Source organism: Oceanobacillus sp. FSL K6-0118 (assembly GCF_038006665.1).
Taxonomy (GTDB): domain Bacteria; phylum Bacillota; class Bacilli; order Bacillales; family Amphibacillaceae; genus Oceanobacillus; species Oceanobacillus caeni.
In genome coordinates this window covers 1,265,375-1,279,425 of record NZ_JBBOVR010000001.1, presented here as the reverse complement: position 1 = coordinate 1,279,425, position 14,051 = coordinate 1,265,375, and the positions used below count along the sequence as shown (strand labels likewise).

Here is a 14,051-nt window from a genome sequence, read left to right as displayed (position 1 = left end):
CTTTCTTTTCTAATGAAGTTCCCCTTCAAAAGGATACACTCCTATACTTTTTGCTTCATCATAATAGTCTGTAATGATAGTATCTAGAATTTCTTCTACACTTTTTCCTTCCGTGTCGATTCCAAGTGTATTAGCTGCTTGCAATACTTTTGCTTCCTGTACCTCCTTTGCCAATTCTCGCAACTCTTTTCCATCTGCATGAATTTCAAGAGCATCTGCTTCTTGCTTTATTTTCTTCTCCATGATTATCTTTTTAAGTTCTTTACTTCCCTTATCTTTAGTCGGAATTCCTAATTCTTCTGCTTCCTGTTTTATATCGGCTTCATAAACCATCTTGGCGAGTGTTTTAGAATCCGTATCATCAGATTTAATTCCTAGTTCTTCCGCTTTCTTTACTATTCTCGCTTGATGAACTTTTTTCTTTATATCTTCCATACTCGTATCTTCCAGCTCTATTTCTACTTCCATTTCTTCAGCAGCATTCATTATTAAAGCTTCCTGAACCTCAGCTTTTAATGTTTCCATATCTTTATCTTCTATCTCTATTCCAAGCTCTTTCGCATGTAACTTTACCATCGAATCGGAGAGAAAATGTCCATCCCCTCTTTTTTCTTCCATTTTATGTTCTGTTCCCAAAACAGATTCAATAAAAGGATGATTGGATTCTGCAGAGGCAAACGGAACCGCCCACAAACCTAGTACCGCCAAACTGGTTAATAAAATTAAATACCTATTCAATTTACTCACCCCTAAATGTATTTTCATGAAGTAGTATGCCCTAGAAGAAAATGAAAATGTATTTATTAAGGGATAAATAAAAAAACGCTGGGATCATAAAAAAATCCAAGCGTTCCAATCATCTTTCAATCTATTAATAAGAAGTCTCTAATTCAACTGTTCTTTCAACCCATTTTATATATTCATCCATCACAGAATCAATAAATTGAATGGTACCCCCGTCCGTTAAATTACCATGTTCATCCACTTTTTGATGTATGGAGCCTACATAAACTTCATTTCCTGGTAATATTCTTGTTGAAACATTTTTAGCATTTAAGATTTCGCGAAGGTGTAGTTGAGCTTTCACGGTACCTAATGCTCCTATGGATGCCCCAACAATCATTGCTGGTTTATTCACTAAGACCGGTTCCACTCTTGAAAACCAATCGATAGCATTCTTTAAGACAGCTGGAATGGAGGCATTATATTCAGGAGTGGCAAATAAAATACCGTCACTTTCTTTTATCTTTTCCCTTAATATCTTCACAAGTTCAGGCGGATTTAATTCTTCATCCTCATTAAAGAAAGGAAGTTCGTTTATAGGAAGAATCTCGATTTCTACTTTATTCGAATATCTTTCTTGCATATACCGAACTAATTTCATGTTATAAGACTCTCTCCGAACACTTCCGACCATTGCTACTATTTTCATACATTTAATCCTCCATATGTATATTCATTCTTATATTAATTATAAATCTATTATTCCAAAGAATCCCCTCAACATCAAGTGACGTTTGTTTCACATAATGGATAATTCTTCTAGTCTTTAGGAAATTTAAAATTTAAATCTTCAAACATTTATTCAAAGACTTGAACTAATAATTAAAAAGGATTATTATTTTTAGTGTACTTTTTAAACTTTCGCTATTTGCTGGTGTAGCACAGTTGGTAGTGCACTTCACTCGTAATGAAGGGGTCGGAGGTTCGAGTCCTCTCACCAGCATTAACCTTAAACCCTGACATAGAGCGATTCTTGAGATACCTCGAGAATTGCTCTTTTACTTTTTCTAAATGCAAATGCCGACCATTTTGACTGCGAAACGATATTAACCAGACAAATAAAGTAGAAAAGCCAGGAAATTTATAGGCTAGAGTTCTCCAAACTCTAGCCCTTGATCTACCAAACCACAACTCAAAAAACCGTCTGTTTTAGAAATATCTATTGCAGCAATGACAAAATTCCCTTTTATTTCTCTTACCATGATAGATAGGTCCAAAGTGGTCATTATGATGGTGACATCCTCTACGTCTATCATCATGATGGTGACATCTTCTACATTCATCATCATGACGGTTCCATCCTCCACGTCTATCATCGTGGTGGTGACATCCTCTACGTTCATCATGATGGTCCCATTCTCTACATCTATGATGGTGATGGTGTTCCCTACAGCAAGAACTATGACGATGTCTACCTGAATCGTGATAACACATATAATCCCCTCCCTTCTCGTTATTAGCATACGTATACTTGAAAAAAAAGCTTGGACTGGTCACGTAGTTATTTACATCATTTTTAGCTTTTCAGGCTTTTATTCTTATTTTTAGGTGTAAAAGAATACAGTTACTCCTTTTTTTGTGTAATGTTTTTGCTACCGCTGTATAAACCTGTTGCTGATAAACCAAGCATCAACCCAATGATAATTCTTTGTTTTATTTCTGTATCGAGATAAAGTAATCCAAAAAGCAGCCCGACACCTACAGCGACAAAAGGGGAATATTTTACAGGTAACCCCCCTCGCTTAAATAACTCAACAACCCCTAGTATAAGTGGAATAATCGCAATGTCATAAACTTCAAACAATGTAGACCCCTCCTTTCCTAATACGTTCTTTATATAATATTCAGTTGACAATCTTTTGTATGGACAGGTTAAAAAAATAAAGAGCACTTGCAAACTGAACTGCAAGTGCTCTTTATTACTATATATAAAATCAAAATATTATTTTACTGATAATACTGGATACCCTAAATCTCGAATAACGCCTTCAATTTCTTTTGCTTTAATTTTACCTTCATCATATTGTGTTTCCACCATTTTTGAACTAAAAGATACATTAGCTGAATAAATTCCTTTTGTCGCATTAAGTGTATCCTCAATGTTATTGATACAAGATGGGCATGTTAATGGTTCTAGTTCAAAGATTGCTTTATGCAAATTATTTTCCCCCTAAGAATTAATCAACTTGATTTTAACCCTTTTCACAGTAAAAATGTACCTTAATATTAAGATGTCATAAATTGTTCATAATTAATATTAACCTTGATATACCAACGTTTTATTAGTATGAAAATTGTAAATTTCCAGTAAGACTTGAAATGTTTTTCTTATCGTGAATTAAGAGGTAAAATTGGTTTATGAAGAATAACTAATGCTTGTAAGGAAGTGGAAAATGAAACAGATTTATAGCGACATTATACAATTTCGTGGGACTCATTATGATTTTGGATTTATGCAAGGAAAACAGATAAAGGATTCCTTTATTGTAAAAAATCGTAAAAAAGCCTGGAAATTAAGAGAACCTAAATTTCAAATCGATAAATCAGAAACGAAACAAATTCTAAATGAGTTTGCCCCTGGAATTTGGGAAGAACTTGAGGGATTACATGATGCGATAGAGGAACCAATAGAATCTATTTTAAGAGACTATGGTGGCTACCGGGTAGAAATAGAAAGAAGTGGTTGCTCGATTTTTACAGGAAAGGATTTCATGGTCCGTAACTATGATTATCATCCTAAAACCTATGAAGGAAGATATAGCTTTTTCCAACCTTATGATGATGGTTTTGCCACGGTTGGTCCACAGCAACGAGTTACTGGGAGAATGGATGGAATGAATGAAAAGGGGCTCGCCTTAGGTTATAATTCTATCCAAAGAAAAAAACCAAAAGATGGATTTGTTTGCCATATGATTAGCAGAATGGTATTAGAAAACTGCGCAAATGTAGATGAAGCAATAGCAATGCTAAAAGAAATTCCCCATCGTCATTCTTTTAGTTACATCGTTCTTGATAAAAAAGGAGAAGCATATATCGTTGAGGCAAGTCCCAGGTCTGTGCAAATTCGTCAATCGAATATGTGTACGAATCATTTTGAACTGCAAAAATCCGAAAATAAACGCTACCTAGATGATTCCTACCGTCGATTAGAAGCTATGAAAAAACATCAAAATCAAGCAACAGATGTTTATCAAGCATTTCGAATGATGAACGATACGGATAAAGGAGTGTTCTCTAAGGAGTATAAAAATTGGGGAGGTACGATCCATACTTCAACCTACCAACCTAATGAATTGAAGGTATGGTTCGCTTTAGGTGGTGACCAAAAACCTATTATCTTTGATTTCCAAGAATGGATAGATGGAAATGATATCTCTTTAAACCAAATAACTGGGGAGATAGACACGAACCTAAGTTTTGCCCATATGGAAAAAATATAACGAGCAATTCGTGCAACTCTATTTAGGAGTTGCACTTTTTCATATCTTCTTTGCCTGTCATTCTCCATTAACTTCCTTCTTCATCAGAAGATACTCGATATGATCACTTTTAAATTTTCTTAGTTTCACAAATCCTAATTTCTTATACAATTGGATGGCTCGTTGATTAAACGTTGCAACCGTTAGTCTAATATCTTTTTCTTTCTCAAGTTTCATAATATATTTAAGAATATGGGAGAAGAAGAGATATCCATTCCCTTTTCCAGTAAGTTCTGGCTTCATCGCTATACCAACATCTATACAATCCTCACTATATATTCCTTTTTGATCACCAGATGGAATTTGCGCTGATTTTCCAATACAAAAGTATCCAACTAATTGATTCTTCTCATTAACAACCGCAAAATATCTATATGTAAGAAGCTCCATAATGGCACTTCCCGATAATACATTATTATAAAAATCATATGGCTTTTCATATTTCCAGCATAGTGCATCGACTGCATATTTCTCAGTCATCCTTTTTATAAATAAAGGCATCATCCTATCTCTCCAGTCTAAATTGAACCATTTTCTACTATTTTATCATAATGGAATCATTGACAAAAAACTGCCCAAATATTTGGACAGTAAATTTTTATTTCATCTAAACGGGCAGTAAGAACCCCATTGGTGGAAATTTTCTTTATTTTTCATTTTCACTTTCCCAACATTCCATAAAACGTAATAAAAGTTGTGATATTTCATTAAGCTTATTTATTACATTTACATCCTTTTCTTCTTTCCGCAAAGATGTAAACACACTTTCAATCAAGAAAAGCCGGGGTGCTTCCTCTAGCAATTCATCTATTAAAAAATCAACGTAATGATTATCATTTTTTATAGTAGATTGTAATTCTTGTAACTGATCAATTAACTCTTCCTTATATTCTTCGCTATTTCTATTTTGATTGGATGAATATAAATAATCCTTATGAAAAAACACCTCATCCGCAGAGTTAGAGTGGATTATCATTTTAGTTCGACGAAGGGCAAATTCTATTACATTTTCTGTCTTTTTCGTTTCCATTTTATACATTTTTATTGCATGCATGCTATGTTGAAGAATTCCTAAAAATGTAATCGAATGATCCATTATGTGTTTACTGATATTTGGACCATAAAGATCTATAAGTCTTTTGGAAACCCATTCTAATTCTAATTCATATTGTTTTTTCATTAACGATTTCAAACCCTCATCATCAGATATTGGGATGGAATTAAATAAAGCCATTAAGTTATGTTTTTTATCCATTTTAAAGCGAACATCCACTTGCTTAACGAACAATTTTTCATCATCTAACTCTCCGTAAGAAGCAAGTTCCATTCTTTCATTTATTACCTCTTCATAAACCGCACTTAGAATGGCCATTAAACATTCGTTCTTTGAATTAAAATAATTATAAAATGTGCCTTTTGCAATTTTCGCCTCATTCAATATATCTTGAATGGAAGTCATTTGAAACCCATTTTTAATAAAAAGTTTTTGAGCCGCATTGATAATTTGCTTTTCCTTATCGTTCATAGAATCCACCTTTAGAACATTAGTCTATTTTTATTTTAGAACTTAAGCATTAATATATCAATGTTTATATTTTATTGGAAATAATGATTGATATTTTTGTACTATCGGTATAGAATGTATAAAGTCAAATATAGATCTAAATGGACCCCACTTTTTTTGGTTAAGGTGGGGACTCATTTTTTTGCACAAGAAACTATAAGGTAGACGTAGTAATAATTTAATGTGCTGGATATAAATTAAACCTACGTGCTCGTGTTTCGTTTTTTAATAAATAGAAAGAAGGTAAAATATGTCACAAGAAAATACAATGCATCATAAACCACCCTATGGAATGATAGCCATTCTTTTTATTGGTGCGTTTGTTGCTATCTTAAATGAAACGTTGTTAAATGTTGCACTCCCTTCCATTATGACAGAGTTCAAGGTCGATGCAACTGCTGTACAGTGGTTAACAACTGGATATATGTTAATTAATGGGATACTAATTCCAGCGAGTGCGTTCTTTATTCAACGCTTTACAAATAGAGGTTTATTCCTAACAGCAATGTCTTTATTTACAATAGGTACCATCCTAGCTAGCATATCACCAACATTTGGAGTGCTCTTAGCTGCACGTATGATTCAAGCTTCAGGTTCTGCTGTCATGATGCCACTATTAATGAATGTCATGCTTGTTGCTTTCCCAGTAGAAAAACGAGGAGCAGCGATGGGAACCTTTGGACTGGTAATGATTGTCGCTCCTGCTTTAGGACCAACTTTATCAGGGTGGATTGTAGAACATTACAGCTGGAGAATGTTATTCGATATTGTTATACCAATTGCGATCTTATCCTTAGTAATCGGTATATTCAAGCTAAAAAATCTGACACCACAGCGAGCGATTAAAGTTGATATTTTTTCTCTCGTCTTATCCAGTTTTGGTTTTGGTGGACTACTTTATGGGTTTAGTAGCGCAGGGAGTGATGGATGGACAAATCCATTCGTTTATGGATCTATCATTGTAGGTGTTATTTCTGTTATCGGGCTTGTTCTCCGGCAACTGCGTATGGATGAACCAATGCTCGAATTTAGAGTCTTTAAACATTCCATGTTCGCTCTATCATCTGCTATTTCCATCGTTCTAGCCATTGCGATGTTCTCGGGAATGATTCTTCTTCCAATTTATGTACAGACGATTCGTGGGTTTAGCCCAATGGATGCCGGATTATTAATGCTTCCGGGGGCTCTTGTGATGGGATTCATGTCCCCTATTACAGGTAGATTATTTGATAAATATGGGGCAAGAACTTTAGGTATTATTGGGTTAATCATTACAATTGTTACTACATTTTATTTTAGTAAATTAGATATGGAAATTTCCTATACGGCATTAATGGTTCTCTTTGCAATCCGTAGTTTAGGTATGTCAATGGTGATGATGCCTATTATGACAAATGGCTTAAACCAATTACCACAAAAAGATTATCCACATGGTACTGCGATGAACAATACACTACAACAAGTTTCTGGTGCCATTGGTTCTGCGCTACTGATTACAATTATGAATAAACGCAGTGAAGCAAAAGCAGAGGTATTAATGCAGGATGCGATGGGAAGTATGGATCCATCTGCTGTAACATCCAAACAAGAAATGGCAGACATGAAAACACAAATTTTAAATGAAGCGATGCTACATGGAATTAATTTTTCATTTCTTGTCTCAACCTTTATTGCCATACTTGCACTAATCCTAGCCTTTTTCATTAAAAGAGTTGGAACAGATGGGGAAATCATAAAAAAAGGAAAATCAAATGTGTCTTCTGAATCGGCACCTGTTACTGAATAGTCTATAACAAATAAGGAATAGAGATCATGTTCTCTATTCCTTATTTGTTTCTGTAACGATACACGTAACCGGAAGATCGTGGGAATCAATGGGAAGTTGTTCGATTACTTGGAAATGACTTGCCAATGAAATCGTTTCATTTGGAAAATCAACTAAAAAGCGGTCATAGTATCCTCCACCAAAACCAATCCGATACCCGTTGTGATCAAAAACAACACCTGGAACAATTAACAGATCCATATCTTGTTTTTTTACCTTAGTAGCTTTTTCTGGATTCGGTTCTGGAATATCGTATAAACCTTTTTCTAGTAGATGAAAATCATGGATTATATAAAACACCATTTCCTTATCCGGAAGACATTTGGGAACACAGACAGCTTTTCCCTCATCCCACGCTTTTTTAATAATGGGGGTTGTATCCCATTCAAATCCTTGTGAAATCGTAATTCCGATTGTTTTTGCTCTTTTCCAAAGATCAGAGTCTACTAATTTATTTCTTAACTTCTGTTCTATTTCTAGTCTTTCATCCTTTGACAGGCTTTTCAACTTGGTAATGGTTTTTTTTCGTAGTTCTGTTTTATTCAGTGAAATCCCCTACTTTTATTTACTAATTAAAGCAAGTACTTCATTTCTTGATTTACTATTTTCCCTAAAGGATCCGCGAACGGCACTGGTTACAGTTTTGGAACCTTGTTTTTTGACACCACGGATACTCATACACATATGTTCTGCCTCCAGAATAACCATGACACCAACTGGATCTAATTCTTCCATTAAGAGATCTGCAACGGATTTGGTAATCCTTTCTTGTAATTGTGGTCTTTTACTAATATCATCCACAATCCTTGCCATTTTACTTAAACCAATGACACGGCCATTTTTCGGAATATAGGCAACGTGCGCAGTACCGATAAACGGTACTAGATGATGTTCACACATGGAGGAGAATGGAATATCTTTTACAAGTACCATTTCTTCGTGTTGTTCCTCAAAAACCGTTTCACAGTGAATAGCGGGGTTTTTAGAAAGTCCTGAAAAAACTTCTTCATACATATTTGCTACTCGCTTTGGCGTATCTAATAAACCTTGACGATCTGGATCTTCGCCGATTGCTTCTAAAATTTGTCGAACTGCTAATTGAATTTTTTCCTTATCCATTTATTGAAAGCCTCATTTCTTACTAGCGTATTTTTCTGACTTCATGATTTTTCGGATTTCTCCTATATAGTAAAGAGATCCAAAGCTACAAATTATACCGTCTTCTCCAGCCTCTTCCAATGCTAAATCAATCGCTCCCTCGAAACTCTGACTTGCTAGGGCTAACTGATTTTTATCAGTTAAACGAAGCGCTAAATCTTCTGCCTTTATTGCCCTTGGATTACCTGGTGTGACTGTGATAAAGCGATCTACAACAGGAGAAACTCTTTCAATCATTTCTTCCACATCTTTATCTTTTAAAATACCAAGAATGGCTATTATTTTTTTATCGTGAAAATACTTTGTTAAATTATCCACCAAAGCATTAATACTGTCAATATTATGGGCACCATCAATGACAACAATTGGATTTTGATGAATAATTTCAAATCGACCTGGCCATGTTGTTTCAGCTAACCCTAACCTAAGTGCTTCTTCGTCAATATGAATTCCATTTTCATGAAGGAGCTTAACTGCTTCTAACACAACAGCCGCATTTTTAAGCTGGTGTTCACCTAATAATGTAATTTTTAAATCTTTTAATGACTTATAATCAAATGACTGTCCACTTAAGTCTGTTGACATGTTCGTTATTTGGGAAAAGTCTGGTTGAAAAACAAGACTATTTTTCTCATGAGCAACACGGTAAATGACATCTTCTGCCTCTTTTTCTTGTGAATATAAAAGTACTGGAGTATTTTCCTTAATTATTCCAGCCTTTTCGCCAGCAATTTCAGTCAAAGTGGAGCCTAAAAATGCTTGATGATCGTAACTAATCGAAGTAATGATGGATAGTAATGGGTGTTCAATGACATTCGTGGAATCAAGTCTTCCCCCTAATCCAACCTCAAGTACTACCATATCACATTGTTGTTCATAAAAATATTGGAAAGCAATTGCCGTCATGATTTCAAACTCTGTCGTAGGTATTTGTTCTTCCTCTATTTTATTCTTAACCATTTCCGTTATTTTCGCTAGAGAATCGTCTGAAATATCTTCTTGATTTATTTTAATTCGTTCATTAAATCGTTCAATATATGGTGAAGTAAATAATCCTGTCTTATATCCAGCCTTTCCTAAGATATGCGAAAGATAGGATGCAATGGAACCTTTACCATTTGTTCCCGCAATATGAACAATCTTTAACTGCTTTTCAGGATTTCCTAAAGCGTTCATTAATAATCGAATATGATCTAAACCGAGACTCATCCTGCTATGCTTTGGACTATGAATAAATTGTAGTGCTTCCTCATAATTCATGCGATTTAAGCTCCTTTATGACCTGCTGATTCTGTAAATTAGAATATCCTTCTATTATAAGGCATGGATACATATTTCGACAAAGAAACCTTATTCGCGTATGTGTCAAGTTTTTCTCGGTGTGTCTTTCACACCAATATTTCCGGCACTCTATTTTTGTACACTTTTTCGGCTACCGCGCGACCCTTGTCGCTTGCTGTCCCCAATTTTTAGGTAACGTTCTAAAAACCAAGAACCTTACCTAAAAATCAGGGTGTTATCTAAAACTTTTTATTAACTGTCCAATAGCTGATGAATGAGCTGTATTTAGGCTTATTTTACCTTGTTTTGCTCCAATTGACGGCTGGGTTTCCTGGCGTAGAAATTCAGTCATACGAACCACTTTTTTCACGTCTCGTTGTTTTCTTACACTTCGCCTTTGGTCTCTCAAATAGACGGATCGTAATGTTTTATTTAGAATCCCTTGTTTGATCTTCACCATTGCCTCACTACCTTCTAAACTCCAATGCATTCCACGCTTTTTCATTCGGAATGAAATATGTCGTTGGTTGGATTCCATTGCACCCATGCCCCTTGCCTCTTTTGGTGGATTCTCAACTTTTTCTCTCCAATCAAAAATTCGATCCCAATTACCGCCAATATATCTACGAAAATCCTCGGCCTTTTCTAACTGCTTATCCGTTTCTAAAGTGCTCTCCAATGTATCCATCCAACGTATGAAATCATCCAGTTCGTGTTCTTTGATTGCCTTTTGTACACCTTCTTTAAACTCGCTCTTTTTAACTCCAAAAGTTCGATTCAGTGCTTTAGAAATGTGAAAGGAATCCAATTGATTTAAAACAGGATAACTAGACTGTGAGAAAGCCTCTTGAAAACGTTCTGCCGTATAACCGGGACCACCATCACTATTGGTGACAACTTGTGTATTTTCTAAGGAATAATGACTAGCTGTAAACGCCTGGACTTCTTTCCAAAAATCATTCGTTGGTTTGGTTGTCATGATGACCTGTGGATTCTTTAGGGAAATACGCTTCCCATTTTTACTCCAACCTTCATGAATGATCGCATGATGGACTTCATGACTTGTCTTTTTCTTTGTTCCACGCACAAATACACCATCTGCCTCGGCAAATAAAAAATCCAACTCATCTCCCTTTGGTAAATAAGCAGCTTCCTCTAATTCCGCTAACATTTCTTCATCAGCTCGCGCTTGTGCCTTCCCAACACGTTTCACAATACTTCCCACAGTTGTATGACTAAGAGTTACTGCGGTCCATTCACCTAATATGCGTGCCGTTTCTCGGTACGTACTCTCACTAGCCAACTCTGCCACTTTTACTTCAACTAAAGGACTATGTCGTTGATATTTTCTAAATCCAATCCATTCATCAAAAGGATAATGCGCCTTTCCATTCACATCGCGCATCAAGGTATGAGTAAAGCGAACCGCCCCAAAAATAAACTGAATCGTTTTTTCATCTTCTCGTTCAACCGTCCAACCTTTACTTTGCATTCTTCTTTTAATCGTTTGATTAAGTTGTGTAAATACGCTCCCCATTAGTGTAGTAAGTAGATCATATATACTAATTTGAATTTGTTCTTCAAACTCAATTAAGTCATTTGTATCCTTTAATAATTCGCTAATTTTTGATATAATTGTATTCATGAAAAGGCCTCTTTCTAATGTATTTGCCGGCTAAGCATACATTTATGATAGAGCGCCTTTTCTTTTTTTTCTAGAATTTTGTTTCAAATCCCCGAGAACTATTTTACACATAGCTTATTCGCAACAAATATCAAATAATACTATCTTTTTCCACTCTTTCGAATTATAATATTCTCATATTTATATCACATTTTGGGAGGAAAGAATTTGAAGCAATTATTCGTTGTTTTATTGACTGTTATCTTAACAATTTTTATTCCCGTTTCAACAAGCGCAACGGAAGCAAATGACCCACAATTTGAATCATTTTTAAAGAAAATTGGTTGGGATAAGCAAGATTACCTAGATTATCTTAAAAGTAAACATTGGGATTTAGATTATTTTGATTCCAAGGATGAATTGGGTACACCACTAACCGAAAAAGCTATTCAATCTGCGCTTAAAGAATTCGACTTAACCCGTGAAGAATTGAATACCTTATTGGTAGAATTTGGCGATTTGGAAAAAGGGCAAGATGTGTTACAAGGAGAATGGATTATTTTCACGGAAGAATTACATGATTATGTAAAACATTATTTAGACGATTACACCCTTATAAATGAGAAAAACCTTCAAGACCTATTAACATCCTATGAAATTGCATCCAAACAGGAATTGGAAAATATTTTAGTTCAGTTTGACGATTCCCTTGAAAATTATAAGTATCTTGAGAATTTAGAATCCATTGTAGACCTATATCTTTATGAGTTATCACTAACACCCATCAATGATACAAACTTCCAAGAGCTTCTTAAGCGTTATGGATTTAATTCAAAAGAAGAATTAGAAACATTTTTAAATGATCACGGAGATTCAATGGAATATTACAAGTATATGGAGGAATTAGAGGATGCTATTTCCTTTTATCAGGACGAAGTTGAATTTGATGAAATATACCCTGATTTACCGGATATAGGTTTATCTGATGAGGAAATCGGAAAACTTCTGGAGCACTTTTTTAGTTTAGATATAGAGGATTCTACATTTTTGAATAAACTTTTGGAACTTCAGGATAAGTTAGCACCGTTTGAAAATCTAGAAAATGTCGATGAACTTTCTGAAAACCAAATCATTGAATTTAAACAGATTTATCAGCAACTTCTAGAACTCTTCCAAATTGATATCAACTATTATCTCGTAAAGGATAACGAGAAAAATCCGGTCTCCTTTGACGCCTTAATGACAATGTATAGTACAGATGGGTATGACCTGCTATTAGAAATTTATAACAAAAACGGGGAATTACTAGCGGATTTATTGTTACCTTCTGATCTATTTGATTTCCAAAAAATTATAGAAGAAGCAAAAGATGAAATCGAACACGTAGAGAGTGTTATGGTTGGTACAAAAAATGTGAACAAGGATACAGAAAATGATGTAGTAAAGGAAAAGAATAAAAAGAAGAGTGAAGTGGTGAAAGAAACGAATGAAGCAGAAAAGGTAAAAAGCTATAAAAACACAGATCGTACGGAACAACCAGAACCCTCCGTTGTTGATACAGCAGATGGTGAGGAATTACCGGAAACCGCTTCTCCTATTTTTAATATTTTGTTCATTGGTTTCGTCCTTTTAATAACAGGTTTTATCATCTATCATCGTTATATGAAAATAAGTAGGGGCTAATCCCCTACTTATTTATTATAAAATATCATTTATGTTTTGTTGCGCCTCTTGTACTTGTTGACGAACGTCGTGTAATTCTTCAAATGCTTGTTGGAACTGTGCATTCTGTGTTGCTTCTGTTCCAGCTTGGCTTTGTAAATTTCTTAACGTTTGTTCAGCACTTTTTAACTGTTGTTCCGCTTGTTCCAACACTTCCATGTCTTGTCCTTGCGCTTGAATTACTGCTTCTTGTGCAGCGTTTACTAGCGCACTTGCACGTTGTAATTCCTCATGTAAATTTTCGTATGCCATCCTATGTACCTCCATTCCAATCTTATCCATCATATATTCCCCTATTTGTTCTGGTTTATGTATCTATTTTGAATGGAAAGCAAATTTACGCGTAAACTAACTAGGAATGATTGGAAAGGAGAATGCAATGATGGGACGTGGAAAAGCTTTTAACCATAAAAAGAAGGGTAATCCAAATAGCTTCCCTGATCATAATATGGTGAAAAAAAAAGAACATAGCCGACAATTTGAACAGCAAGAAGATATTGTCACACACGAGGCCTTTAAAAACCGACCAAAAGCAGATGAAATGCCATAAAGAAGACTGCCATAAGTGTGGGTTTTCCTCCATCCCTCACTTATGGTTATCACACTTATCAGACC

General features: G+C 35.0%; 16 protein-coding genes and 1 tRNA gene. 5 read left to right on the top strand and 12 right to left on the bottom strand.

Going from position 1 to position 14,051, the window contains the following annotated elements:
• Positions 1–9 precede the first annotated feature (9 nt).
• A complete protein-coding gene (locus MHI02_RS06670; RefSeq protein ID WP_047184269.1) occupies positions 10–738 on the bottom strand; it encodes a hypothetical protein in 729 nt (242 codons plus the stop codon).
• A 133-nt stretch (positions 739–871) separates the two neighbouring features.
• Positions 872–1,432: an NADPH-dependent FMN reductase gene (locus MHI02_RS06665; protein WP_047184268.1), complete on the bottom strand. Its 561-nt coding sequence runs from the start codon at positions 1,430–1,432 to the stop codon at positions 872–874.
• 221 nt (positions 1,433–1,653) lie between these two features.
• On the opposite strand from MHI02_RS06665, the gene MHI02_RS06660 reads away from it, so the two are divergent.
• A tRNA-Thr gene (locus MHI02_RS06660) sits at positions 1,654–1,726 on the top strand.
• Positions 1,727–1,871: 145 nt separating this feature from the next.
• On the opposite strand, the gene MHI02_RS06655 is transcribed toward MHI02_RS06660, so the two are convergent.
• The 3 genes from MHI02_RS06655 to MHI02_RS06645 form a co-directional block, all read right to left on the bottom strand.
• A complete protein-coding gene (locus tag MHI02_RS06655; protein ID WP_341165777.1) occupies positions 1,872–2,129 on the bottom strand; it encodes a hypothetical protein in 258 nt (85 codons plus the stop codon).
• 218 nt (positions 2,130–2,347) lie between these two features.
• Positions 2,348–2,587 carry a hypothetical protein gene (locus MHI02_RS06650; protein WP_047184266.1) on the bottom strand — a complete coding sequence of 80 codons (240 nt, stop codon included), beginning with the start codon at positions 2,585–2,587 and terminating at the stop codon, positions 2,348–2,350.
• 138 nt (positions 2,588–2,725) lie between these two features.
• Positions 2,726–2,941, bottom strand: a complete 216-nt coding sequence (locus MHI02_RS06645; protein WP_047184265.1) for a heavy-metal-associated domain-containing protein — start codon at positions 2,939–2,941, stop codon at positions 2,726–2,728.
• Positions 2,942–3,176: 235 nt separating this feature from the next.
• Between MHI02_RS06645 and MHI02_RS06640 the strand changes: the two genes are divergently transcribed.
• Entirely contained in the window at positions 3,177–4,223 is a 1,047-nt protein-coding gene (locus MHI02_RS06640) for a C45 family autoproteolytic acyltransferase/hydolase (protein ID WP_047184264.1), read from the top strand.
• A gap of 57 nt (positions 4,224–4,280) precedes the next feature.
• Here the strand turns inward: MHI02_RS06640 and MHI02_RS06635 are convergent, their stop codons facing one another.
• Positions 4,281–4,763 carry a GNAT family N-acetyltransferase gene (locus MHI02_RS06635; protein WP_047184275.1) on the bottom strand — a complete coding sequence of 161 codons (483 nt, stop codon included), beginning with the start codon at positions 4,761–4,763 and terminating at the stop codon, positions 4,281–4,283.
• 145 nt (positions 4,764–4,908) lie between these two features.
• Positions 4,909–5,787: a TetR/AcrR family transcriptional regulator gene (locus MHI02_RS06630; protein ID WP_047184263.1), complete on the bottom strand. Its 879-nt coding sequence runs from the start codon at positions 5,785–5,787 to the stop codon at positions 4,909–4,911.
• A gap of 289 nt (positions 5,788–6,076) precedes the next feature.
• Between MHI02_RS06630 and MHI02_RS06625 the strand changes: the two genes are divergently transcribed.
• A complete protein-coding gene (locus MHI02_RS06625; RefSeq protein ID WP_047184262.1) occupies positions 6,077–7,612 on the top strand; it encodes a DHA2 family efflux MFS transporter permease subunit in 1,536 nt (511 codons plus the stop codon).
• 33 nt (positions 7,613–7,645) lie between these two features.
• Here MHI02_RS06625 and MHI02_RS06620 read toward each other — a convergent pair whose 3' ends face one another.
• From MHI02_RS06620 to MHI02_RS06605, 4 genes are all read right to left on the bottom strand, one after another.
• Positions 7,646–8,197, bottom strand: a complete 552-nt coding sequence (locus MHI02_RS06620) for a 5-formyltetrahydrofolate cyclo-ligase (protein ID WP_047184261.1) — start codon at positions 8,195–8,197, stop codon at positions 7,646–7,648.
• 15 nt (positions 8,198–8,212) lie between these two features.
• Positions 8,213–8,770, bottom strand: a complete 558-nt coding sequence (folE, locus tag MHI02_RS06615) for a GTP cyclohydrolase I FolE (RefSeq protein ID WP_047184260.1) — start codon at positions 8,768–8,770, stop codon at positions 8,213–8,215.
• Between the two features lie 12 nt (positions 8,771–8,782).
• A complete protein-coding gene (locus MHI02_RS06610; RefSeq protein WP_047184259.1) occupies positions 8,783–10,069 on the bottom strand; it encodes a bifunctional folylpolyglutamate synthase/dihydrofolate synthase in 1,287 nt (428 codons plus the stop codon).
• Between the two features lie 256 nt (positions 10,070–10,325).
• The gene (locus MHI02_RS06605) at positions 10,326–11,735 is read right to left on the bottom strand and encodes an ISLre2 family transposase (protein ID WP_341165776.1); all 1,410 of its coding nucleotides are present in this window, start codon (positions 11,733–11,735) and stop codon (positions 10,326–10,328) included.
• Between the two features lie 207 nt (positions 11,736–11,942).
• Here MHI02_RS06605 and MHI02_RS06600 point away from each other — a divergent pair, with 207 nt between their 5' ends.
• Complete coding sequence (locus MHI02_RS06600; RefSeq protein WP_047184258.1) at positions 11,943–13,397, top strand: processed acidic surface protein; 1,455 nt, start codon at positions 11,943–11,945, stop codon at positions 13,395–13,397.
• Between the two features lie 15 nt (positions 13,398–13,412).
• On the opposite strand, the gene MHI02_RS06595 is transcribed toward MHI02_RS06600, so the two are convergent.
• A complete protein-coding gene (locus MHI02_RS06595) occupies positions 13,413–13,688 on the bottom strand; it encodes a hypothetical protein (RefSeq protein WP_047184274.1) in 276 nt (91 codons plus the stop codon).
• A 130-nt stretch (positions 13,689–13,818) separates the two neighbouring features.
• Between MHI02_RS06595 and MHI02_RS06590 the strand changes: the two genes are divergently transcribed.
• The gene (locus MHI02_RS06590; protein WP_167507319.1) at positions 13,819–13,986 is read left to right on the top strand and encodes a hypothetical protein; all 168 of its coding nucleotides are present in this window, start codon (positions 13,819–13,821) and stop codon (positions 13,984–13,986) included.
• Positions 13,987–14,051: the final 65 nt, after the last annotated feature.